Source organism: Agromyces sp. NPDC060279 (genome assembly GCF_042726785.1).
GTDB lineage: Bacteria > Actinomycetota > Actinomycetes > Actinomycetales > Microbacteriaceae > Agromyces.
Genome location: NZ_JBHXBK010000001.1, coordinates 1622010 through 1644881, shown reverse-complemented (window position 1 = coordinate 1644881; position 22872 = coordinate 1622010). Strand labels below are relative to the sequence as shown.

Here is a 22872-nt window from a genome sequence, read left to right as displayed (position 1 = left end):
TCATCCGTTGGTGCGCATCGCGGTGCGCAGGGAGGTGAACTGGCCGTTCGCGGCCTGCGCCGCGAACTGGTACCGCAGCACGGTGTCGATGTTCGACAGCGTCTCGGTGTCGAGGTTGACGTTGTTGCCGTTGAGCTTCGTCGGCTCCAGCGAGTTCTGGGTGGTCGCGCGCACGCGGCCGTCGCCGGCCTCGATGGAGGCGGCCAGGGCGTCCTCGAACTGGACGCGCTTGGCCGTGTAGAACGGCGTGTTCACGTTCGCGATGTTGTTCGCGATCGCCCGTTGGCGCTCGGCGAGGCCGTCGAGCGCGCTCGCGAGGGCGAGCGAGGAGACGGATTCGAGCACGATCCTCCCAGGGTGCGTGGTGGGGGGCCGATCCCTGGCCTCGTCTCGAGCGATCCGTGCTCGAAGGTCACTCTCGGTCGCGGGTGCCGCCGCCGTTAGCTGCGGTGCCGCTCGGGTGCGCCGGGCCGTTCAGGCGGTGGCGTCGAGGTAGGCGGGGCGCGGGGCGGAGGATGCCGCGGCTCCCGCCGCACCGAGCCGGGCGAGCTCGGCGGCGGTCTCGTCGCGGTCGCGGCGCAGCTCGGCGGCCCGCGCGTCGATCCGTTCGCGCACGGCGGCCGCGCGGGAGGCGAGCTCGGCGGGCAGGGGATCGAGCCCGGCGGGTTCGGGTAGCGCGACCGGGCCATCCGCCGCGAGCGCCAGCTCCAGTTCGTCGAGCCATCGGGCCCAGCCCACCGGTGGCTCCGAGGCGGCCGCCCCCAACGCGGCCGTCTCCGAGTCCTCCGCTCCAGAGCCGGTCGGCTCAGCCGACACGGGCGACCCCGCCGACCGGCGCGGCGACCGGCATCGCGGCGGCCTCGTGCCACGCCTGGCGCAGCGGCTCGAGCCGCGCCTGGCACTCGCGGGTGAGCTCCACGTCGCGGGAAATGTTCGCCCGCACGAGCGACTGGTACACGTAGTCGTAGATCGCCATGAGCCGGCTCGCGCCGTCCCAGACGCGCACGTCGAGGGTGCGCTGCAGCTCGCTCACGATGTCCTGGGCGTGCAGCAACTGCGCGCTCGCCTCGCCCCACTGCTCGGCGAGCTGGGCCTGCTCGGCACGGTCCAGGTCGAGCAGCAGGCGGTCGTAGAGCATGGTGAGCAGCTGCGCCGGGCTCGCCGAGAGGATGGCGGTGCGCTGGTAGTCGTTCAGCCGATCGGTCATGCCGACTCCTTCCGGGCGGGGATCACTTGTTCGAGCTCGACCACGTCGGCAGGTTCGCGAGCTGCGAGGCGAGGTAGTCGGACTGCTTGTTCATGCTGCTGAGGGCGACTTCGAGCGCCGAATAGGTGCGCTTCAGGGTCGCCTCGCGCTGTTCGAGCCGCCGCGTCCAGGACTCGATCTGCTTGTCCATGTCGGCGATCGTCGTCTGGCGCCCCTGGATCTGCTTGGTGAGCAGGCCGTCGAAGCGATCGGAGTACCGGTCGGTGACCTCCTCGATGCGGGTCGCGACGGTGGCGAAGGCCGAGCGCACCGCGGCCGGGTTCGTCTCGAGCGCCTTCTGGAACTTCTCGGCGTCGAACTCGAGCTCGCCGTCCTTCGAGACGCTGATGCCGAAGGGGGCGATCGAGTTGCCGGCGACCGGGCCCTGGATGGCCGAGACGAGCGCCTGGCGGAGCGTGCGGATGTTCGAGTCGCTCGTGAAGCTGCCGACGACCGTGATGGGGTTGCCCGAGGCATCCGTCGACTTCGTGCTCGCGGACTTCGCGTCGATGAAGGCGAGCAGGTCCTTGATCTTGTCGAGGAACGCCTGCGCCGCCGTGGCCGACTCCTTCGTGTTCGGCGCGATGTCGATCGTGACCGGGGTCGAGGTGACCTTCGAGATCGTGACGTCGACGCCCGGGAGCAGGTCGGTGAAGGTGTTCGAGGCGCTCGTCAGCTGCTGTTCGGCCGCGGTGCCGGCGAAGAGGGTGACCTGGGCGTCGGCGCCCTGGCGCAGCAGCGCCGCGCCGGGCTGATCGGTGAGCTCGGTCGCGGTGCCGGCGTCGACATCCGCCTCGCTGCCGATGAAGACGCGGAAGGATGCCGCGGCGCCGGTCTCGGCCGAGGCGAGCTGGAGTCGCGAGAGGGCCGCACCGCCGGCGTCGGTGCCGGCCTGGATGCGGGTGGCGCGGATGCCGAGCTCCGCGTTGTTCACGGCGCGGGCGACGTCTTCGATGGAGCTGCTGCTCGCGACGAGCTGCGTGCGGGTGCCGTCGGGGCGCACGATGGTGAGCACGGGCGGAACGCCCGGCAGGCTCGGCATCGCGGCGGAGACCATGACGTGCGCGCTCGCGACGCGGGTCACGGTGAGGTCGATACCGCCGGCGGAGGCGCCGGGGCGGGTCGCGACCGAGACGGAGGGGTCGGACGCGGAGGTCGTGAACTTCGACAGCGCCTCGGGCTTCGCCGCGCCCTGGGCGAGCTCCATGAGGGAGGCGAGGCGCGCGTTCAGCGAGAGCAGGTCGGTGACGACGGAGGAGGCTTTCGCTTTGTTCTGCACGAGGAGCGCGCGCGGCGCGGCCTCGGCGGCCATGAGCTTCGCGATGAGCTCGGTCGTGTTGAGGCCGCTCACGAGGCCGTCGAGGGAGATCCCCATGCGTTGCTCCTTGCGGTCGTGGTGCGGTGGAACGGGACGAACCCGGCGGTGACGGGGCGGAGTGCAGCGCCTCGGTCACCGCCGGGTTCGGTCAGGTGATCCCTGCGGCTTAGCCGAGGAGCTTCAGCACGCCCTGGTTGGCCTGGTTGGCCTGGGCGAGCATCGCGGTACCGGCCTGCGAGAGGATGCTGGCGCGGGTGTAGCTGACCATCTCGGCCGCCATGTCCGTGTCGCGGATGCGCGACTCGGCCGCCGAGAGGTTCTCGGCCGAGACGTTCAGCGTGCGGATGGTCGACTCGAAGCGGTTCTGCTGCGCACCGAGGTCGGCGCGAGCGGTCGAGATCGCCGTGATGGCGGTGTCGATCGAGGTCAGCGTGGTGTTCGCGGTCGCGTTGCTGGTGACGACGAAGCCCGCACCGGCGGCGGTGCCGTCGGCCGAGGCCAGCGTGCCGACCGCGGTGCCCACGTTGGCGAGGTTCACCGCGATCGTGTCGTTCGCGGTGTCGCCGGCGCCCACCTGGAAGTTCAGCGAGCCGCCCTTGAGCAGGTCGATCCCGTTGAAGTTCACGCCCTCCGAGACGCGGTGGAGCTCGAGGCTCAGCGCGTCGGCTTCCTTCTGGATCGCGGCGCGCGACTCGGCGTTGTTCGAGTCGGAGGCGCCCTGCACCGCGAGGTCGCGCATGCGGTGGAGGATGTTGTGGACCTCGGTCAGCGCACCTTCCGCCGTCTGGATGACGGAGATGCCGTCCTGCGCGTTGCGCGCCGCGACCTTGGTGCCGGAGATCTGCGAGCGCAGGCCCTCCGAGATCGCGAGGCCCGCGGCGTCGTCGGCAGCACGGTTGATGCGCAGACCGCTCGAGAGCTTCTCGAGCGACTTCGACAGCTCGTTCTGCGTGTTGGTCAGGTTGCGGTGCGCGTTGAACGCCGCAACGTTGGTGTTGATCTGCATACCCATGGTGTGATCTCTTCCTTGATCGGTCGCGGTCCATCCGTGGACCGTCGAGAGCCACTCTCGGTCGCGGCATCCGGCTCCGTTAGGACACCTACCTCGCGCGGGGCGTGCACCCGCACCGGGTAGGCTTCGGGATGCCACGTGTTCGCGCGTGTCGGCCGGAATTCCAGGGCCGCGCACGAGCGCCGGACCGCATTCGCGCAGAGAAGGATCCCAATGACGACCCAGCCGCCCGTCCCGCCTCAGCTCCCGCCGCAGATCGTGGTGGCCGCCGCCCCGCCGCCCCCGCCCCGTGGGCTCAGCATCACCTCGATGGTGCTGGCGCTCGTCTCGATCGTCTTCGGCTTCACCTTCCTCCTCCCGCTGCTGTCGCTCATCCTGGGAGTGGTCGGGGTGAAGAAGGAGCCGGCAGGTCGGGGCATGGCGATCACGGGCATCGTGATCAGCGGGCTCATCCTGCTCGTCTGGGTCGCCGTCGCCGCCGTGATCATCGTGATCGCCGTCGCGGCCGCCGCGAGCGCCGGCGCCTCGCAGACGCTCTAGTCGGACGAGCCGCACCGGCGCGACCTACGTTCGGAGAGCGCGAGCGACGTCAGTATTTGCGGGTCGCCGGGCCTCCGCACCCGCGAATACTGACGGCATGCGGCTCGGCGGCAGGCGCCGGGGCGCAGGGAGGGTCGCCTGAGCCGGGCCGGGGGGAGCCCGGCTCAGGCGAGCGTGGTGCTGCGTCGCCCGCTGAGGGCGCCGCCGAGGTCGTCGAGGTACTTCTTCGCCCGGGTCGTGCTCGGGGCGGGCACCTGCAACGGCAGTTCGGTCTCGTCGGCGAGGTAGCCCGCCGCGCCGAGGCGCAGGAGGCGCAGGCCCTCGCTGCGCTGCTGTGAGACCGCGGAGTGGGTGACGCCGAGCTCCTCGGCGAGCTCGGTGACCGCGCGGTCGTGGAAGTAGATCTCCTCGATCACGTAGCGCAGACGCTCGGGCAGCGCCGAGACGGCGGCGTGCGCGAACTCGATCCGCTCGCGCACGACGAGCTCCGCCTCCGGCAGCATGACCTCGGATGCCTCGTCGCCGACGAAGGTCTCGTCGTAGGGGCCGACCCGGCGGGACGCCAGGCCCTCGTACTCGGAGGCGGTGGCGCGGTCGACGCCCAGCGCCGAGGCGAGCTCGCCCGTCGAGGGGCGGCGGCCGAGTGCGGCGGTCAGCTGCTCCTGCACGGCGACCGTCTCCTTGATGGTCTGGCGGGTGCTGCGCTTCGCCCAGTCGGTGGCGCGCATCTCGTCGCGGATGCCGCCGAGGATGCGCTCCCGCGCGTAGGCGCCGAACGGCACCCCGCGCTCGGCGTCGTACGCGTCGACCGCCTTGACGAGGGCGACGGCGCCGGCCTGCGCGAGATCGTCGCGGGAGAGATGGGTGGCGCTCGCGATCACCTTCGACACCAGGAAGCCCACGAGCGGCAGGTGCTCGACGATCATCCGATCGCGTTCGTCGGTCTTCACCGGGGGTCCCTCACTCTCAGTGCCGGGCCATCGCGCTCCCGCGACGGTCACCCGGCGCTCAGTACATGCGCGGCGGACCTCCGACGGCCCCCGGACGCGGGGGCGGCGCATTCCCGCTGCGGGATCCGTGAATCGCTTCGACGGATGCCTCGCCGGGATCCGGTGGAGTCCGCGCCGTGCGGCGGGCGAGACGGCCGGATCCGCGGGGGGAGTGGATCGCCCGCGACCACCGAGTCGGATCCGGGGGATTCGCGGGGGCTCCGGGTGATTCGGCGCCGCGCACGATGGGCGCGTGGAACACCTCGACCGCCCGGCCCGGACTGCGCAGCACGCCGCGACCCCCCGCGACTGGACCGTCGACCTCGCGAGCGAGGACCCGCACGAGGCGCGTCGCGCCGCCGCCGAGCTCCTCGACGAGACCGTTCGCGCCGTCCGCGGACTGCGCGCCCGCATGGGCCTCGGCGACGCCGACGTGCAGGACGCCATCGGCGAGACCCTGTTGGAGCTCGCGAAACGGCTCGAGGCGGGCCATCCGGTGCCCGGCGCGATCGTGCAGCGCGTGGCGACCACCGTGTGCTCCCGTTTCGTGAACGGCCCGGTCCGGCACGAGACGGCGAAGGCGCTGCGCATCCTGAAGGAACGCGTGGCGACGGAAGAGGCCCTCCTCGGCCGGGCGCTCTCGAGCCGCGCGGTCGCCGCGCTCGCCGAAGAGGTGCGTCTCGGCCCGGACTTCAATCCCCGGCATCGCCCTGTCGAGCGCTTCCACCTCGTCGAGGGGTTCTCGAAGCCGCTCTCGATCGATCGCTACGACGCCGACGTCGTCGACGTGCTGCTCTCGCGGGCGATCGACGCGCGGGCCTCGGTCGACGTCACCGCGGATGCCGCGGTCGCGGGTCTCGCGGGCGCCACGGCCGGCGGGGCGTGCGACCGCCTGCTCGACCGGCTCGAACGCGGGCGGGTGACCCGCCGTGAGGCGAAGCTCGAGCTGTGGGGCGCCGTCGCCGCCGACGAGGAGCTGCCGCGGCCGACCCGGGGGCGGCTCGACCGTCGGCTCGCCGCCGACCTGCAGGCATACGTCGAGGGGCTGCCGGAAGGGGTCGTGACGGCCTGCCGGGATCAGCTCGACGGGCGGGCGACGCGAGCCGTGGTCGCCCTGTTCGCCCCGTTCGCCGAGCTCGACGAATCGCAGCGGGACGCCATCGCCGAGGCGCTCGCCCGTCGCGGCGCCTTCGCGACCCGGATCTGGGCCAGCGCGGTCGCGCAGGCGCAATTGCCGGCGCGCGAGTGGCCGGACGGCCCCGGCCTGCCGCCGGTCGCGGCCATACGTCCGCCGATCCGCATGGTCGCCGGTGCGCGGGCCTAGCCTGCGGCCATGATCATCACCCCTCCCCCGGCGGAGACCGCGACCGGCACGGTCGCCGAGCTCTATGACGACGACCTGCGAGCCGACGGGCTGGTCTACGCCCACACCGCGGCGATGGCGACGAACCCCGAGGCGTACCGGGCGTTCGAGGAGCTGGTCCGCGCGGTCGTGCCGTCGATCGGCGTCCGCCTGTACGAGGCCGCCACGCTCGGCGCCGCCCGCGCCATCGGCTCCGAGCACTGCCTGCTCGCGCACGGGCGCAAGGCGCTCCGTGCCGGGCTCGTCGACGAGACCGGGCTCGCGGCCTTCGCCGCCGGCGACGACTCGGCGCTCCGAGCCGACGAGCAGCTCGTCGTCCGCTATGCCGAACGTCTCTCGCGCGACCCCGAGTCGATGACCGATGCGGACACGCAGGAACTGCGCGACGCCGGCTTCAGCGACCGGCAGATCGTCGATCTCACGCTCGCCGCGGCCGCCCGCAACTACTTCAGCCGGGCGCTGCTCGCCCTCGCGGTGCCGGTCGACGAGGTGCCCGGGCTCGCCCCGGAGCTGGCCACGGCGCTGCGCAGGCGCTGAGCGCTGCGCGCTGGGCGCTGAGCGCTGGGCGCTGCGCGCGAGCGAAGCCGGGCGGCCGCCCCGAGGGACCGGGCGGCCGCCCGGGTCCGCCTGCCTCCGGAACCCGAACCGGGGGCCGGCAGACGGCACCCGCCGACCGGTTCACCGGTCGGGACCCGTCACGGCCGGAGGTCGGGCGCATGCCCCACGGCTGGAGTGTAGCTCTGGGGATACCACTCGGCAAGGGGTGGGTGCCACGGGGGTCGCCGCAGGGATCGGCGACCCCCGTGGCCCTCGCCGCCGACGCAACCCGATGGCGGCGGCGAGGGGGATCCCGGTGGCAGCGTAGTCGGCGCCGGGGTCCGCGGGTCGACTTTCGTCGATATCGACGAAGCTTGGCTGGACGAGGCGCATACGGGATGCCACGACCTCCAATCCGTGACCATCGCTCGACTCTCCGGCGGCCGGATCGCCAATCCGCCGCGCAGGCTTCACCGGCGGTGGCGCGGTGTGATTCAGTGGTCCTATGCGTGCACTCCTCCCCCGACCGTGTCCTCTCGCCCGCGACCATGCGACGCACCCGTGCCCGGTGCGCGTCGGTGCGTGAGTCGATCGACTGGTACGACCCCGGACGTGTGCCCGACGACGCCGTCGCGAAGCTGCACGCGCACTTCCGCGCGCGCCGGCCGGTCGGCGTGGTGGGGCAGGGCGAGCTGCAGCGGTCGTTCTACGCGCGGCTGACGATCACCTCGGCGGCCGTCTTCGACGGCGAGGCCGAGGGGGTCGAGCCGTGGGGCGTGCTCGAGAGCGCCGAGTACGGTGCCGTGCTCGTGCCCGCCGAGCTCGCCGCCGCGACGACGCTGCCCGAGCTGCCGCCCGCCCTGCACCGCCTCGCGTCGCGCGTCGGGCCGGTTACTCGCCGTCTGGAGCAGGCGAAGCGGGCGACCGACGAGCGGCCCGCCGTGCAGCGGTTCCGCGAGCGGTTCATCGCGGCCGCCGTCGCCCACGCCGAACTGCACCGCAGGCTCGAGGAGTGGCAGCCGCGGCCCGAGCGGGAGCGCGCCGCCGGCTGAGCCGGGGTCCGGTGCTCTGCGGCCCCGCTGCCGCGGCCGGGGCTAGGCGTCGATGTCGTCGAGGCGGTCGATGACCACCTCGAGGAGGCGGGCGAGCTCGCCCCGCTCCTGATCGCTGAGGTCCTGCAGCACGTCGGACTCGACGACGTCGGAGCCGCGGATGGCGAGGCTGAACAGCTGCCATCCCTCCTCGGTGAGGCTCACGAAGACGCGCGTGCGGTTCGTGTCGTCGGGGGTGCGTTCGATGAGGCCGCGCCCGGCGAGCTTGTCGAGGCGGTGGGTCATCGACGAGGGGGCGACGTTCGTGAGATCGGCGAGCTGGCTCGGGGTGAGCGGTTCGCCGGCCTTCGCGAGCGAGGTGACGACGGCCCACTCGCCGGCCGTCATGTCGAGATCCGCGAGCTGGCGGACGTACCACTGGTCGAGCTTCTTCGTGAGGCTCTGCACGGCCGTGATGACGCGCTGCACGGACTCCTCGCCGCCGGCGGCGACGTAGGTGGCGACGGCTCTGCGGTGCAGCTCCGGCGCGCTCGGGATGCGTCTGGCCATCTGGGAATTCTCGCACGGCTCGTTCGGTTGCTAATATTTCGACATCGAATAGTTCGTATTCGAAGCGCGCGGATGCCTCGGCCCGGTGCGGCGCCGGGGGAGCCCGCCGCGAGCACCATCCGAACCTGAGACTCCGAAAGGGGGCGCGACCCCGTGCGCGCGAAACTGCTGATCTTCGCCTCTGCCATCGGCATGCTCGGCTGGGGGGCCGTGCTCCCCTACCAGTACGCCTACGCCGCCGATACGCGCGGCTGGGGCGCGCTCGTGGCCGCCGGGGCATCCTCCCTCTTCTCCATCGGCGCCCTCGTCGCGGCCCCCATCGCCGGACGCCTGAGCGACCGCTTCAACCCCGTGCTCGTCGCCGTGATCGCGCAGCTCATCGGCGCCGCCGGCGTCGGCGCGCTCGCCTTCGTCGACAGCCCGGGATTCTTCCTCGCGGGCATGCTCGTCTTCGGGCTCGGCCTCGCCGCGGCGGTACCGGCGAAGCAGGTGCTCGCGCTGCAGTGGTCGACGAGCGACGACCGGCGCAGGGTGTTCGCGTACAAGTTCACGGGCGAGTCGCTCGGCATGGCGGCGGGTGCGTTCCTCGCCGGCCAGATCGTCGACCTCGGCCGCCCCGACGGGCTCGACGTCGGCTTCGCGATGGCGGCGGCGGGCTTCGTGCTCTCCTCGGCGATCATCGCGCTCGCCGGGCGCGGCGCGGTCGTGCCGAGCGAGTTCGCGGTCGCGGCGGTCGCCGACGGCCGCCCGGTCACCGGAACGGTCGGCGCGATCGAGGCCGCCACCGGCGCGATCGCCGCCGTCGACGTGCGCGCGGCGGAGCGCGACCGGAGCGTGGTCCGGGCCATCCTGCGCACGCCCGCGCTGCGGTGGACCGCGATCGTCACCGTGACGCTCGCGCTCGGCTTCTACGCGCAGTTCGAGTCCGGACTGCCCGCCTACGGGCTCACGGTGCTCGGCGTCGACGCCTCGGCGATCGGCATCGCCGCCGCCGTCAACTGCATCGTGATCGTCGCGCTGCAGGTGCTCGTCGTGAAGCTCACCGCCAAGCGGAGCGCGCCGTCGCTGCTCATGGTCGTCGGCATGATCTGGGTGGTGTCCTGGCTCGCGCTCTCGGCCGCGCAGTTCGCGCCGGGCATCGCGACCGCGCTGTTCGTGACGACGTACGGCGTCTTCGCGATCGGCGAGACGATCTACAGCCCCGTGCTGAACCCGCTCACCGCGCAGCTCGCGCCGAAGGGCATGGTCGGGCAGACGCTCGGCACGATCGGCGCGCTGCAGACGGCGTTCTCGGCGGCCGGTCCGCTCGTGGCGGGCGTGCTGCTCGGCGCCGGGCTCGCCGATGTGTTCCTCGGCATGCACCTCGCCGTGAGCGTCATCGCCGTGTTCGCGGCGTGGCGGGTGAAGCGGGCGATGGAGGCGATGCCGGCGCCCGCGGCGTCCGAACGGGTCGACCCGCCGACCGCGCCGGTGCCGCTGCACTGACGCCCCGCCCGGCCGGCCGGCCGCCCTGATGGCCGCACACAACTCAGGAGCGCCGCGCGGCGAGCCCCGGGCTTCCGGGGCTCGCCGAAACGACGCGCCGCATAACGGGCGGATGTTCCTGAGTTGTGTGGGGGGTGGGAGGGGCGGCTACTCGCCGACGGTGACGAACTCGGCGAGCGGCTTGCGCTGGCGCGGCGCGACCTCGCGCTCGCGGAGCACGTCCGAGAGCCGGTCGACGTCGCCGAGCGCGCCGATCGTGGTGATCGAGACGACCTCGTGGCGCTCGTCGAGGCCGAACGCCTCGTGGATCGCCGCCGCGTCGAAGCCGCCCATCTGGTGCGTATGCAGCCCCTCGTGCTGCGCCTGCACGGTGAGGTGCGCGACGGCCTGGCCGAGGTCGTAGCGGGCCCACGGGCGGGGCCGGCCCTCGTCATCCACCGTCTCGGCGATGTTCACGATGAGGACGGCGGCCGAGTCGGCCCACTCCTTGTTGAAGCCGGCCATGGCGCCGTGCAGCGACGCGAAGGCGGCGGTGCCGCGGCGGGCGACGATGAAGCGCCACGGCTGCGAGTTGTTCGCCGACGGCGCCCAGCGCGCCGCCTCGAGGATGGTGCGGAGCTGCTCGGACTCGACGACGGCCTCCGGGTCGAAGGCGCGCGGGCTCCAGCGCTCGGCGAGCGGATCGATGAGCGGGGCCTCGGTGGCGGCTTTGCGGCTGGTGAGATCGGTGACGAGGGTCATGGTGCGGCTTTCGTGGAGGTGGAGTTCTGCCGGGGCGCCCTTGACCCGTCTATTCGAACGTATCGAGTTTCGAGCCTATTCCGCGCGCGTCAGACGGCGCGCTCGCGAGCGGGCACAATACCCGTATGGATTCCGCAGCCGACGCGCCCGCGCGCGTCCCCGCCAGCGTGCTCGCGATCGACGCCGGGCAGACCGGGGTGAAAGTCCGGCACCGCTCGTCCGCGGGCGTCGTCGAGTGGGCCGAGCCGGGCGTGCGCACCGACCAGCCGTTGCTGCCGCAGCTCGCCGACGCGATCCGGGGCGCCGCCGCGCGCGGGCTCTCGGCCGAGGCCGTGGGCATCGGCACGACCGGCCTGACCTCGCCGGACTTCGACGCCGAGCCGCTCATCGAGGCGGCCGCGCCCCTCGGCACGCGCGAGCTGATCCTCGCGCACGACTCGATCACCGCCTACCTGGGCGCCCTCGACGAGGCGCCCGGCGTCGTCGTCGCGGCCGGCACGGGCGTCGTCACGCTCGCGGTGGGGGAGTCGGCCGTCGCGCGCATCGACGGCTGGGGCAACATCATGGGGGATGCCGGCAGCGGCTACTGGATCGGCCGGGCCGCGTTGGAGGCCGTCATGCGCGCGCACGACGGGCGCGGCGAGGCGACGGCGCTGACCGCGGTGGTGCGCGAGGAGTTCCCCGAGCTCGAGGACGCGTACATCGTGCTGCAGGGCGACGGGGAGCGCATCCGCCGGGTCGCCCGCTACACCCGCGCCGTCGCCGAGCTCGCGGAGACGGACCCGGTCGCCGCCAGCATCCTCGACGCCGCCGCGCGCGAACTCGCCCACGCCGCCGTCACCGGCCTCCGCCGGGTCGGCCAGGATCTCGCCGCCGCGCCGACCGTGCGCGCCGTCGGCGGGGTGTTCGGCTCGACGCGCCTCGCGGACGCCTTCGAGCGCGCGGTGCAGCGCGAGATCCCGGCGGCCGAGGTCGAGATCGGCTCGACCGACCCGCTCGACGGCGCGGCCCGGCTCGTCGCCATGTCGCCCGGCAACCCGCTCCGCGCCCACGTCGCCGCCGCCACCCGCTGAGAGAGCGTGACGAGCGCCGCTCAGCGCGCGGCGAGCTCCTCCCGGATGCCCGCGACGAAGGCGTCGATGTCGGCCTCGGTGGTGTCGAAGGAGCACATCCAGCGCACTTCGCCGCGCGAGGCATCCCAGTCGTAGAAGCGGAAGCCGCGCTCGCGGAGCCGGTCGGCGACGCCCTCGGGGAGCACCGCGAAGACGCCGTTCGACTGCGTCTCCTGCGAGAAGCCGAGGCCCGGCAGCTCGCCCGCCGCGATGCCGGCGTCGAGCGCGTCGCGGAGGCGGCGGGCCATCGCGTTCGAGTGCCGGGCGTTCTCGAGCCACAGCTCGCCCTCGTAGAGGGCGATGAGCTGGGCGGAGACGAAGCGCATCTTCGAGGCGAGTTGCATGTTCAGCTTGCGCAGGTACTTGAGGCCCTCGGATGCCTCGGGGTTCAGCACGACGATGGCTTCCGCGCCGAGGGCGCCGTTCTTGGTGCCGCCGACGCTCAGCACGTCGACGCCCGCGTCGCGGGTGAAGGCGCGCAGCGGAACGCCGAGCGAGGCGCCGGCGTTCGCGAGACGGGCGCCGTCCATGTGCAGTTTCATGCCGAGCGAGTGCGCGTGATCGGCGATCGCCCGCACCTCGTCGACGGTGTACGCGGTGCCGAGCTCGGTGGTCTGCGTGATCGACACGACGAGCGGCTGGGCGCGGTGCTCGTCGCCCCAGCCCCACGCCTCCTGGTCGATGAGCTCGGGGGAGAGCTTGCCGTCCTCGGCGAGCACGGTGAGCAGCTTCATGCCGCCGACGCGCTCGGGCGCCCCGCCCTCGTCGGAGTTGATGTGCGCGGTCTTCGCGCTGATGACGGCGCCCCAGCGCGGCAGCATCGACTGCAGGGCGGTGACGTTCGCGCCGGTGCCGTTGAACACGGGGAACGCCTCGACGCCCTCGCCGAAGTGCCCGGCGAAGACCTCCTGCAGGCGCTCGGTGTAGGCGTCCTCGCCGTAGGCGACCTGGTGGCCATCGTTCGCGGCCTGGATGGCGGCGAGCACGGCGGGGTGCACGCCCGAGTAGTTGTCGCTGGCGAAGCCGCGGAACGTCGTGTCGTGGAGCTGCGAAGTCACCGAACCATCCTGCCACCCGCTCCCTGGCAGCGTCTCGCCGGGTCGCGCACGGAACGCGCGCCGCGCGCCCCGGCGACGCACGGATGCCGCGCCCGCTGGTTCGCTGAGCCCGGCGAAGCGCGCTGGCTGGTTCGCTGAGCCCGTCGAAGCGCCCGCCCTGGTTCGGCGGCTCAGGCCTCGAGTTGCCCGACTTTCATGAAAGTCGGGCAACTCGGATCTCGTGGACCTCGGTGCACGCCCACGACGGCGGCGATCAGTTCGTCGTAGGAGACCCCGGCGGCGGCGAACATCCGCGGCACCTGCGAGTGCGCCGTCATGCCCGGGATCGTGTTGATCTCGTTCAGCACGAGGCGTCCGTCGGGCACGACGAAGAAATCGAAGCGCGCGATCGCGTCGCAGCCCAGCAGCTCGAAGAGACTGCGCGCGGACTCCTGCAGCCGTCGCGCGACGGCGTCGTCCATCGCCGCCGGCACCGTGAACCGTGCGGAGCCGTCGTACTTGGTGGCCGAGTCGAAGACGCCCTCGCCGTGGATCTCGAGCGGCGGCGGCAGGAGCAGCCCGCCGTCCGCCGCGCGGACCACGGCGACGTCGATCTCGCGGCCCACGACCGGCTGCTCGACGAGTACGCGCTCGCCGAAGCGGCGAGCCTCGGCGATCGCCTCGACGAGCTCGGCCGCGGTGCTCGCGAGCCGAACGCCGTGGCTCGACCCGGCGGTCGCCGGCTTCACGATGACGGGGCGGACGAACGGGATGCCGGCGTCGAGCTCGCCCGCCCCGTAGCACCGGCCCGGCGCGACGTCGACGCCGTGCGCGGCGGCGACGAGTTTCGTGAGCTCCTTGTCCATGGTCAGGGCGCTCGCCGTCAGCGGCGAGCCGATCAGCCGGATGCCGGCGAGCGCGGCGAGTGCGGCGAGTGCGCCGTCCTCGCCCGGGGCGCCGTGGATCATCGGGTACAGGGCGTCGACCTCGCTCAGCAATTCGATCGCGGCGGCGAGCCCGGCGCCCTGGCTCGGCCCGAGGGGGCGGCCGCGGGTGCTCCAGCGGCCGTCGCGCTCGATGCGGAGCCGAACCACGGCGATGCCGAGCCGGGCGAGCGCGGCCTCGACGGCGGCGGCGCTCGCGACGCTCACGTCGTGCTCGGCGCTGGTGCCGCCGGAGACGACGGCGATGCGGCGAACGGGCTCTTTCCTGGTGAGCGGTCGTGACATGGCGGCCTCCTTCTCCGTCGAGTCCAGCCGCCCGGATGTTGCGCGGGCGTATCGGAATCCGCAGACGGCGGTGCAACACGGCCGGCGCTGGACTGGCCGCATGGCCCCACCCGCATCCGAGCTCCTCGTGCACCACGACGCGATCCGTGCGAACGTCGCGCACTTCGCCGCGCTCACCGGTGGCCGCCTGCTCGCGGTCGTCAAGGCCGACGCGTTCGGCCACGGTCACGCGGAGGTGGCGCGGCTCGCGCTCGAGGCGGGCGCGGGATGGCTCGGCGCCGCCTCCATCGATGAGGCGCTCGCACTGCGGAGCGCGGGCCTCGCTGCGCCCGTGCTGAGCTGGCTGAACCCGCCCGGCGCGGACTTCGCGGGTGCCGTCGCGGCCGGGGTCGATCTCGCGGTCCCGAGCCCCGTGGTGCTCGGCGAGGTCAGTCGGGCGGCGGTGCAGGCCGGCCGGCGGGCCCGGGTGCACCTGCACCTCGATGTCGGGATGGCCCGCGACGGCTGCCCGCGCGAGGGGTGGTCGGCCCTCTGCGAGCTGGCGCGCGAGCTGCAGCGGCAGGGGGCGATCCAGGTGGTCGGCGTCATGGGGCACCTGTCCTGCGCGGACGTGGCGGGGCATCCGCAGACGCGCATCGAGCGGCAGCGCTTCGTGAACGCGGTGCTCGCAGCGCGGCGCCGAGGGCTCCGGCCCGGGGTGCTGCACCTCGCGGCGACCGCGGCGACGGTCACCGGCGAGGCCAGCGGCCTCGGGTTGCATCGGATCGGCGCCGGGCTCTACGGCATCGATCCCTCGGGCACCTCGACCGCGTTGCGACCGGCGCTGTCGTTGACCACGCGGGTGGCCGGCTCGCGCGAGGTCGACGCCGGAACGGGCGTCGGCTACGGGCTCGACCACGTCGCGCCCGCCCGCACGAACCTCGCCCTCCTGCCGCTGGGGTACGCCGACGGCCTGCCGCGCGCCGCCTCGGGGCGGGCGGAGGTGCTCGTGCGGGGGCGCCGCAGGCCCCTCGTCGGACGGTTCTCGATGGACATGATCGTGGTCGACACGGGCGCCGATCGGATCCGCCCGGGCGAGCGGGTGACCGTGTTCGGGCCGGGCGCGGACGGGGAGCCGACGGTCGCCGAGTGGGCGCGCTGGGCCGGCACGATCCCGCACGAGATCGTCGCGCGGATCGGCTCGAGAGTCGCCCGCGTCAGCCGCGCGAGTCGCTAAGCGCTCGCCGCCGGGGCATCCACGTTGGCGACGTCGTCGACGGTCTGCAGCCAGTCGCCGTACTCCGCGACCCAGCGCTCGATCAGCCCGGCGGCGTAGTGGCTGGGGTCCCAGCCCGCGTAGAGCGACATCCGCACCTGACGGCCGTCGCGCATGACGCGCACCGGGTGCAGCCCGAACACGGCCTCGTTCGTGAGCACGGCCGCGCCGCGGCCGGCCGCGGCGAGCCCCTGCGCCATGAACGAGGAGCTGAGCTCGGTGGCGTCCGGCAGCGGGAGGCCCGACTCCGCGAGCGCGTCGTCGAAGACCATCCGGGCCTGGTTCGTGCGGTCCATCAGGATCAGCGGATGGCGCACGAGCTCGGCGACCTCGACGTCGGGCCGGCCGTGCAGCGGATGCCCCGGGGCGACCTGTGCGGTGATGCCGATGGGGGAGAGCCGGTGCCCGGCCCAGTCGGCGGGCGGCGGCACCGTCGAGACGCCGAAGTCCGCGCCGAGGGCGACGGTGCGTTCGAACACGAGGCTCGGCTCGCACTCGATCGCGTCGATGACGGGATGCCTCGCGCCGTGCGCCGCGGCGAAGGGCGCCAGTGTGCGCAGGATCGTGGCGAACGGCGCGACGGCGACGAGCCGGGTCTCGAGCGGGCGCTCGACGCCGACCGCGTTGCGGGCCATCTGCTCGCGGCGGACGAGGTCGCGCCCCACTTCGATGAAGCGCCGCCCGGCCTGGGTGAGCCGGAGTGCGCCGTGGCCGCGCTCGAAGAGCTCGACGCCGAGCTCCTGCTCGAGCGCGCGCAGCTGCCGGGACACCGCGGGCTGCGAGATCCGCACCTGGCGGGCGCCCTCCGTGATCGAGCCCGCCTCGGCGACCGCCAGGAAGTACTTCACGACGCGGAGTTCCATCGATGCCTCCAAGGCATGCCATCTGGCTGATTGGGATGTCGAAAGCATGCCACGAGGCGTCGCTGCGTGTGGAGGACGAGCGCGGCCGTCGATACGGACTGGTACATTTCTTCATGCAAGGCCCTATGCGATCTCCGTGGTCGCTCGGAGGGTCTTGCACCCCGCGAACCCCTGGTCTCGGCCGGGGGTTCTTGCGTTGGCGCACCTCGCTCAGCCGAGCCAGTAGACCCCGTCGTCACTGTCCTCGGGCCAGTGCGCGCGCGCCTGCAGGTATGCGCGGATGGCTGCCGGACTCGTAGCATGCTGCGTCGTCCAGATCTCGGGGTGGCCCTGCCGGTGGCGGTGGTAGGCGCCATACGCCAGCAGGTCGGCGGCCTGAATCAACTGGCTGTAGCGGCTGTCCTGCATCATGGGGTCCTCGAGGATGCGCCGCGAGCGGAGGTCGAGGGCGCGGTGCGCCGCGCGGTACGGTGCCGCCGATCGGAGGGCGCGTTCCCAGATGTGCTGACGCTGCGCGGCATCCAGCTCGGGTGATTCGTCGGTTCCCTGCTGCCCGTCGTAGAAGACGAGAACGTGAGTGCGCCGTGCCTCCGCCCAGTCCTCGAGGCGCGCGACGAAATGCGCGTAGAGGGTGGCGGGCGAGCGATCCGTCGAGCCGACGGTGAAGACCGTGAAGTCACTGCGCTTGCTGAGATGGCTGAGCATGATCCGACCGGTCGCTGCGCGCTGCGCCGCGCCGAAGCGGCGGTGTCGGCGGCCGACTCGCAGTACCTCCCTCGACCTTTGTACAGCTCGTTCGCGTGCAGTTCGCGGAGCTTCGGAACCCCGAATGCCCGGTGGATCTCCCGCCTCCCCGAAAGCCAGGCATCGAGCACCGACGTCCATTGGGTGTCCTCGACGATCAGTGCGGTGAGGGTCGTGCCGCGCCTCGAATCACCGGAGTCGTCTACGTAGCAGAGATGCATGCTGAAGGCAGCCGCTCACGCGAGCGTCTGGTGTGGTCCGGCATGCCCGTCAATGCGCGAGCGGGTCATGGTTGGACCGTAGCGACCGGCCTGCTCTCGAGACGCCGCTCATCCACAAGCGATGCCTCCAAGGCATGAAATCAGTGCAGATTCGGTATTCGACAGCATGGCACGGCCGCGCGCAGAATGGGGCGACCCCGGGACATCCACCTCGTCAGCACCCATCCCCCGCAACGGAGCACCCATGGCACAGACCGAGACGCGCCCCAGCGCCCGCACCTCCCCCGAGCGGCAGGGCCGCACCGCCCGCATCGCCGCCTTCCTCGGCACGACCGTCGAGTGGTACGACTTCTACATCTACGGCACCGCCGCCGCCCTCGCCTTCGGGCCCGTGTTCTTCCCGAACGTGGATGCCTCGACCGCCATCCTCGCCTCCTTCGCCACCTTCTGGGCCGGCTTCCTCGCCCGCCCGATCGGCGGCATGGTCTTCGGCCACCTCGGCGACAAGTTCGGCCGCAAGAACACCCTCGTCGCCACCCTGCTGATCATGGGCGTCGCGACGTTCTGCATCGGCATCCTCCCCGGCTACGCGACCATCGGCGTGGCCGCGCCCGTGCTGCTCACCCTGCTGCGCGCCCTGCAGGGCTTCGCCGTCGGCGGCGAATGGGGCGGCGCCGTGCTGCTCGCCGCCGAGTCGGGGCCGAAGTCGAAGGCCGTGCGCGGCGGCATGTTCGTGCAGCAGGGCTCGCCCGCGGGCAACATCCTCGCGACGACCGCCTTCGCCCTCGCCGCGTTCCTGCCCGACGAGGCGTTCCTCGCGTGGGGCTGGCGGATGCCGTTCCTGCTGTCCGCGCTGCTCGTCGTCATCGGCCTCGTCATCCGCCTCCGCCTCGAGGAGCCCGAGGAGTTCGCCCAGACGAAGGCCGCCGCCGAGACCGTGAAGGTGCCCCTCTTCGAGCTGCTGAAGCACCACTGGAAGACCGTCGTCGCCGCCGTCTTCGCGAGCGGCCTCGGCATCGGCATGGCGTACTTCGTCAGCACCTTCATGCTCTCCTATGCCACCACCACCCTCGGCGTCGACCGCCAGGTGATGCTGAACATCCTGCTCGTCGGCGCGGTGATCCAGTTCATCTGGCAGCCGATCGGCACCCGCATCGCCGAACGGGTCGGCACGACGAAGTTCATGATCTGGAGTCTCGCCGCGAGCGCCCTGCTCGCCGTGCCGCTGTTCCTCCTCGTCACGACCGGCGAGCCCTGGCTCATCCTGCTCGGCATCGGCATGTCGATGATCGCCGGCACCGGCTACTACGCGGTGCTCGCGGGCTTCCTCGCGCAGGCCTTCCCCGTCGAGGTCCGCTACAGCGGCGTCTCGCTCTCGTACCAGCTCTGCTCGACCCTCATCGGCGGAACGACGCCGCTGCTCGCCCAGCTGTTCCTGAACCTCGGCGGCGGGCACTGGGGCGGCGTGGCCGGGTTCTTCATCGCCCTCATCGTCATCACCGTCGCCGGCGTGCTCGCGCTCGCCGCGATCACCGGATTCTCCGCGGCGCGCGAGCGCGAACTGCGGACCGCGGAGTAAGGAGCCGCACCCCGACATGCGCATCGACACGATCCTCAGCAACGCCCGCATCACCACCCTCGACCCGCACCGCCCGAGCGCGAGCGCCATCGGCATCCTCGGCGGCCGCGTCGTCGGCTTCGACGAGGAGCTGCACGGCGTCACCGCCGACGAGCGGCTCGACCTCGGCGGCGCTCCCGTCGTGCCCGGCTTCAACGACGCCCACCTGCACTTCTCCATGCTCGGCAAGGAGCAGGTGCAGCTCGACCTCGCCTTCGAGCAGGCGCCCACGCTCGACGCGCTCTACGCGCGGGTCGAGGCCTGGGCCGCGGCGAAGCCCGAGGGCGCCTGGATCATCGGCAACGGCTACGACCAGAACAAGATCGGCGCCCACCCCGACCGGGCGGTGCTCGACCGGATCGCCGGCGGCCGCCCCGTGTACCTCGTGCACAACTCCAACCACATGGCCGTCGCGAACACCGAGGCCTTCCGCCGTGCCGGGCACGCCGACCCCGACGCGCTCGAGGCGCCCGCCGGCGGCAGCATGGTGCGCGAGGGCGGCCGGGCGACCGGGCTGCTGCAGGAGCAGGCGATGCAGCTCGTGAACCACGTGCTGAAGCCCGTGCCGCAGGAGGAACTCGTCGCCGCGCTCGCCGCCGCGAGCGAGTGGGCGCTGCGCAACGGCGTCACGAGCGTCACCGAGCCGGGCATCGGCGGCACCCTGATCGGGCACGGCCCCGCCGACGTGCGGGCGTTCCAGCTCGCCCGGGAGCGCGGCCTGCTGCGCACCCGCGTGACGCTCATGCCCTACATCGACGCGATCCACGACCTCGGGCCGATCGGCGACGGGGTCGACGGCTGGGGCGTCGACCTCGGCATCCGCAGCGGGCTCGGCGACGAGTGGCTGCGGATCGGTCCCATCAAGGTCGTCTCCGACGGCTCGCTCATCGGGCGCACCGCGGCGATGTGCTGCGACTATGCGGACACCCCCGGCAACGCCGGCTACCTGCAGTGGCAGGCCGAGGAGATCCGCCGCTTCATCCTGCGCGGCCACGAGAACGGCTGGCAGCTCGCGACGCACGCGATCGGCGACGGTGCGCTCGAGGTCGTGCTCGACGCGTACGAGGAGGCGCAGCGGCGGATGCCCCGGGCCGACGCCCGGCACCGGATCGAGCACGTCGGCGTCGCCTCCGATGAGCAGGTGCGACGGATCGTCGCGGGCGGGCTCGTGCCCGTGCCGCAGGGGCGCTTCGTCTCGGCGCTCGGCGACGGCTTCCTCGCCGCGCTCGGCGAGGACCGCGCCGGGCTCGCGTACCGGATGCGCAGCTTCGTCGACGCGGGGGTCGAACTGCCCGGATCGACGGATGCCCCGGTGGTGCCCGGTGAGCCGCTGATCAGCCTGCACGACATGGTGAACCGCCGCTCGGCCAGCGGGGCGCCGATCGGGCTGCACGAGGCGCTCACCCCGGCGCAGGCGCTGCGGGCGTACACGATCGGTTCGGCGTACGCCGTGCACGAGGAGGCGCGGAAGGGCGCGCTCTCGCGCGGCAAGCTCGCCGACCTCGTGGTGCTCTCGGACGACCCGCTGCAAGTGGCGCCCGAACGCATCCGCGACCTCTCCGTCGGCGCGACGATGGTGGGCGGAGCGTTCGGTTTCGACGCCACCGGGGAGCTCGCTCGGGCGACCGCCGCCTGAACGGGCGGGCGCCCGCGCTGCCCGCCCTGCCCCCGCCCAGTGGAGCCCCCTGCGCCGCGAAGGGGTCGGATTCCGACACCGGTCAGGTGCTGCGACGGCATCCTCGTCGGAATCCGACCCCCTCGGGAGGGAGGCGGAGCCGGGCGCGCGAGCGGTGCGACTTGCCCAACTTTCATGAAAGTTGGGCAAGTCAGAGGGTTAGAGGGTCAGACCGGCCCGCTCCCCCCGCAGGGCCTCGGCGAGCTTCACCCGGGTGCCGGTGCGCAGCAGCGAGTTGCGGTACACGCGGTCGCCGATCGCGAGCGCGCCGAGCGTCGTCGCCACGAGGATCAGCAGCGAGAGCACCGGCTCCCACCACTGGGCCTGCCCGAGGAAGATGCGCACCGGCATCCCCACCGGCGCCGAGAACGGGATGTAGCTCATCACCGTCAGGATCGTCGGGTTGTCGAAGAAGAACACCACCGCGAAGTACGGGATCATCACGAGCATCGTCACCGGCGACGTCACCGAGCCGACGTCCTCGGCGCGCGACACGAGCGCGGCCGACGCCGCGAACAGCGCTGCGAGCATCACGAAGCCGATCGCGAAGAACACCACGAACCAGATCACCGAGGAGCCGAGCACCCCGAGCAGCACCCGCTGCCCCGTCGCGAGCAGCCCGACGAGCGCGAGCACCGCGATCGCGATGATCTGCCCGAACGCGAGCACACTGTTGCCGATCACCTTGCCCGTCAGCAGCTCGCGCGCCGAGACCGTCGACAGCAGGATCTCGATGATCCGGGTCTGCTTCTCCTCGACGACCGACTGCGCGATGGTCGAGCCGAAGGTGATCGCCGACATGAAGAACACGATGCCGAACCCGAAGGCGATGAAGTAGGCCAGCAGCGGATCGACCGTCGCCGGGTCGAGCAGCTCGACGCCGGGCTGCGCCGACAGCGCCTGCACCACCCCGCCCGGTGCGCGATCGAGCCCGATGACCTGCAGGCCGGTCGGGTCGGATGCCTCGGGCACGATGATCGCGTCGACCTCGCCGTCGCGGAGCAGCGCCTCGCCGGCGGCCCGGTCGTCGACCGGCACCGCCTCGAGGGCGGGATTGCCCTCGACCGCCGTCGCAGCCGTGCCGACGACGGCGACCTTCGCCGAGTCGGACTTGCCGCCGAAGATGCCGCCCAGCACGACCGAGGCCAGCACGGCGAGCATCAGAATGCCGGTGGAGATGAGGAACGCCTTGCTGCGCAGGCGCGTCGTGACCTCGCGGCCCGCGATGAGGCCCACCGTTTCCGTGAACTTCGGCGTGTGGAGCTCGGCGGTGCTGCGTGACGTGCTCACTGCACGACCTCCTTGAAGATCTGGGCGAGCGTCGTGTGCTCGCGGGTGAAGCCGGCGACCTCGCCCCGGCGGAGGGCCTCGGCGAGCACGGCGCGGCGCGCGGCATCCGAGTCCGCCTCGAAGCGCGCCCAGCCGCCGTCGAAGTCGGTGACGACGATGCCGGGCAGCTCGCGCACCCAGCCGGCGTCGCCGTCGGTCAGCAGCTCCCAGCGCTCGGAGCCGTGCTCCGCGCGGAGCTCGTCGCCCGAGCCGGCGGCGCGGATGCGACCGCCGGCGATGATGACGAGGTCGTCGCAGATGCGCTCCACGATGTCGAGCTGGTGCGAGGAGAACAGCACGCGTGCGCCCGAATCCGCGGCGTCGGAGAGCACCGACTGCACCGTCTCGACCGCGATGGGGTCGAGGCCCGAGAACGGCTCGTCGAGCACGAGCACCTCGGGGCGGTGCACGAGCGCGGCGGCGATCTGCGCGCGCTGCTGGTTGCCGAGGGAGAGGCTCTCGACGGGGTCGTCGTGCCGTTCGGCGAGGCCGAGCCGGTCGAGCAGCTCCTCGGCGTTGCGGCGCGCCGCGGCCGGCGACCAGCCGTGCAGCCGCGCCAGGTAGACGGTCTGCTCGAGCACCCGCATCTTCGGGTAGAGGCCGCGCTCCTCCGGCATGTAGCCGAAGCTGCGCCGGTCGGCCGTGTCGAGCGGGTGGCCGTCGAGGGTGACCGTGCCGGTGTCGGCGCCGAGCACGCCGAGCACGATCCGCATGGTGGTCGTCTTCCCGGCGCCGTTGCCGCCGACGAAGCCGGTGAGCCGGCCCGGCGCGACGCGGAACGACACGTCGTCGAGGGCGACGCGCTCGCCGAAGCGCTTGCCGAGGTGGTGGAGTTCGAGCATGCTCCCACGCTAGGCACGGCGGATGCCGCGGGCATCCGCCGCACGGCGGGTTCCCCCGGCCGCGCCGCCGCGCGCCTCCCCCCTGCGGGGGAGACCCGCCCGGGAGTCGGCAGGG

The 22872-nt window shown here is 72.7% G+C and carries 23 protein-coding genes; 9 read left to right on the top strand and 14 right to left on the bottom strand.

Annotated features, from left to right (window positions below):
• The 5 genes from ACFWE1_RS07795 to ACFWE1_RS07775 form a co-directional block, all read right to left on the bottom strand.
• On the bottom strand, positions 1-345 hold the full coding sequence (locus ACFWE1_RS07795) for a flagellar basal body protein (protein WP_189084215.1): 345 nt from the start codon (positions 343-345) through the stop codon (positions 1-3).
• Between the two features lie 129 nt (positions 346-474).
• Positions 475-738 carry a hypothetical protein gene (locus ACFWE1_RS07790; protein ID WP_376932888.1) on the bottom strand — a complete coding sequence of 88 codons (264 nt, stop codon included), beginning with the start codon at positions 736-738 and terminating at the stop codon, positions 475-477.
• A gap of 67 nt (positions 739-805) precedes the next feature.
• Complete coding sequence (fliS, locus tag ACFWE1_RS07785; protein ID WP_189084217.1) at positions 806-1207, bottom strand: flagellar export chaperone FliS; 402 nt, start codon at positions 1205-1207, stop codon at positions 806-808.
• 22 nt (positions 1208-1229) lie between these two features.
• Positions 1230-2621, bottom strand: coding sequence for a flagellar filament capping protein FliD (fliD, locus tag ACFWE1_RS07780; protein ID WP_376932887.1), 1392 nt, complete (start codon positions 2619-2621; stop codon positions 1230-1232).
• Positions 2622-2730: 109 nt separating this feature from the next.
• Positions 2731-3576, bottom strand: a complete 846-nt coding sequence (locus ACFWE1_RS07775; RefSeq protein ID WP_376932886.1) for a flagellin — start codon at positions 3574-3576, stop codon at positions 2731-2733.
• Positions 3577-3789: 213 nt separating this feature from the next.
• Between ACFWE1_RS07775 and ACFWE1_RS07770 the strand changes: the two genes are divergently transcribed.
• Positions 3790-4116 carry a hypothetical protein gene (locus ACFWE1_RS07770; protein WP_376932885.1) on the top strand — a complete coding sequence of 109 codons (327 nt, stop codon included), beginning with the start codon at positions 3790-3792 and terminating at the stop codon, positions 4114-4116.
• 164 nt (positions 4117-4280) lie between these two features.
• On the opposite strand, the gene ACFWE1_RS07765 is transcribed toward ACFWE1_RS07770, so the two are convergent.
• Entirely contained in the window at positions 4281-5066 is a 786-nt protein-coding gene (locus tag ACFWE1_RS07765) for a sigma-70 family RNA polymerase sigma factor (protein WP_376932884.1), read from the bottom strand.
• A gap of 292 nt (positions 5067-5358) precedes the next feature.
• Here ACFWE1_RS07765 and ACFWE1_RS07760 point away from each other — a divergent pair, with 292 nt between their 5' ends.
• The 3 genes from ACFWE1_RS07760 to ACFWE1_RS07750 all read left to right on the top strand — a co-directional run bounded on the left by ACFWE1_RS07760 (position 5359) and on the right by ACFWE1_RS07750 (position 8057).
• Positions 5359-6429 carry a hypothetical protein gene (locus ACFWE1_RS07760; RefSeq protein WP_376932883.1) on the top strand — a complete coding sequence of 357 codons (1071 nt, stop codon included), beginning with the start codon at positions 5359-5361 and terminating at the stop codon, positions 6427-6429.
• Positions 6430-6438: 9 nt separating this feature from the next.
• Complete coding sequence (locus tag ACFWE1_RS07755) at positions 6439-7005, top strand: carboxymuconolactone decarboxylase family protein (protein WP_376932882.1); 567 nt, start codon at positions 6439-6441, stop codon at positions 7003-7005.
• Positions 7006-7553: 548 nt separating this feature from the next.
• Positions 7554-8057, top strand: a complete 504-nt coding sequence (locus tag ACFWE1_RS07750) for a hypothetical protein (RefSeq protein WP_376932881.1) — start codon at positions 7554-7556, stop codon at positions 8055-8057.
• A 42-nt stretch (positions 8058-8099) separates the two neighbouring features.
• Here ACFWE1_RS07750 and ACFWE1_RS07745 read toward each other — a convergent pair whose 3' ends face one another.
• The gene (locus ACFWE1_RS07745; protein ID WP_376932880.1) at positions 8100-8606 is read right to left on the bottom strand and encodes a MarR family winged helix-turn-helix transcriptional regulator; all 507 of its coding nucleotides are present in this window, start codon (positions 8604-8606) and stop codon (positions 8100-8102) included.
• Between the two features lie 153 nt (positions 8607-8759).
• Here ACFWE1_RS07745 and ACFWE1_RS07740 point away from each other — a divergent pair, with 153 nt between their 5' ends.
• The gene (locus tag ACFWE1_RS07740; RefSeq protein WP_376932879.1) at positions 8760-10091 is read left to right on the top strand and encodes an MFS transporter; all 1332 of its coding nucleotides are present in this window, start codon (positions 8760-8762) and stop codon (positions 10089-10091) included.
• A gap of 147 nt (positions 10092-10238) precedes the next feature.
• Here the strand turns inward: ACFWE1_RS07740 and ACFWE1_RS07735 are convergent, their stop codons facing one another.
• Complete coding sequence (locus ACFWE1_RS07735) at positions 10239-10832, bottom strand: nitroreductase family protein (protein ID WP_376932878.1); 594 nt, start codon at positions 10830-10832, stop codon at positions 10239-10241.
• Positions 10833-10957: 125 nt separating this feature from the next.
• Between ACFWE1_RS07735 and ACFWE1_RS07730 the strand changes: the two genes are divergently transcribed.
• Complete coding sequence (locus ACFWE1_RS07730) at positions 10958-11905, top strand: BadF/BadG/BcrA/BcrD ATPase family protein (protein ID WP_376932877.1); 948 nt, start codon at positions 10958-10960, stop codon at positions 11903-11905.
• Between the two features lie 20 nt (positions 11906-11925).
• Here the strand turns inward: ACFWE1_RS07730 and ACFWE1_RS07725 are convergent, their stop codons facing one another.
• Both ACFWE1_RS07725 and ACFWE1_RS07720 read right to left on the bottom strand, forming a co-directional pair.
• Complete coding sequence (locus ACFWE1_RS07725; protein ID WP_376932876.1) at positions 11926-13002, bottom strand: threonine aldolase family protein; 1077 nt, start codon at positions 13000-13002, stop codon at positions 11926-11928.
• A 170-nt stretch (positions 13003-13172) separates the two neighbouring features.
• Positions 13173-14210: a D-alanine--D-alanine ligase gene (locus ACFWE1_RS07720; RefSeq protein ID WP_376932875.1), complete on the bottom strand. Its 1038-nt coding sequence runs from the start codon at positions 14208-14210 to the stop codon at positions 13173-13175.
• Positions 14211-14310: 100 nt separating this feature from the next.
• Here ACFWE1_RS07720 and alr point away from each other — a divergent pair, with 100 nt between their 5' ends.
• On the top strand, positions 14311-15426 hold the full coding sequence (alr, locus tag ACFWE1_RS07715) for an alanine racemase (RefSeq protein WP_376932874.1): 1116 nt from the start codon (positions 14311-14313) through the stop codon (positions 15424-15426).
• Here alr and ACFWE1_RS07710 read toward each other — a convergent pair.
• Complete coding sequence (locus ACFWE1_RS07710; protein WP_376932873.1) at positions 15423-16328, bottom strand: LysR family transcriptional regulator; 906 nt, start codon at positions 16326-16328, stop codon at positions 15423-15425. The genes alr and ACFWE1_RS07710 overlap by 4 nt on opposite strands.
• A gap of 210 nt (positions 16329-16538) precedes the next feature.
• A complete protein-coding gene (locus ACFWE1_RS07705; protein ID WP_376932872.1) occupies positions 16539-17213 on the bottom strand; it encodes a DUF3800 domain-containing protein in 675 nt (224 codons plus the stop codon).
• Positions 17214-17537: 324 nt separating this feature from the next.
• Here ACFWE1_RS07705 and ACFWE1_RS07700 point away from each other — a divergent pair, with 324 nt between their 5' ends.
• Both ACFWE1_RS07700 and ACFWE1_RS07695 read left to right on the top strand, forming a co-directional pair.
• The gene (locus ACFWE1_RS07700; RefSeq protein ID WP_376932871.1) at positions 17538-18872 is read left to right on the top strand and encodes an MFS transporter; all 1335 of its coding nucleotides are present in this window, start codon (positions 17538-17540) and stop codon (positions 18870-18872) included.
• A gap of 16 nt (positions 18873-18888) precedes the next feature.
• Complete coding sequence (locus tag ACFWE1_RS07695) at positions 18889-20547, top strand: amidohydrolase (protein WP_376932870.1); 1659 nt, start codon at positions 18889-18891, stop codon at positions 20545-20547.
• A gap of 198 nt (positions 20548-20745) precedes the next feature.
• Here ACFWE1_RS07695 and ACFWE1_RS07690 read toward each other — a convergent pair whose 3' ends face one another.
• Together ACFWE1_RS07690 and ACFWE1_RS07685 are read right to left on the bottom strand one after the other, a co-directional pair.
• Positions 20746-21876 carry an ABC transporter permease gene (locus tag ACFWE1_RS07690; protein ID WP_376932869.1) on the bottom strand — a complete coding sequence of 377 codons (1131 nt, stop codon included), beginning with the start codon at positions 21874-21876 and terminating at the stop codon, positions 20746-20748.
• A complete protein-coding gene (locus tag ACFWE1_RS07685) occupies positions 21873-22757 on the bottom strand; it encodes an ABC transporter ATP-binding protein (protein ID WP_376932868.1) in 885 nt (294 codons plus the stop codon). The genes ACFWE1_RS07690 and ACFWE1_RS07685 overlap by 4 nt, the downstream gene beginning before the upstream one ends.
• Positions 22758-22872 lie beyond the last annotated feature (115 nt).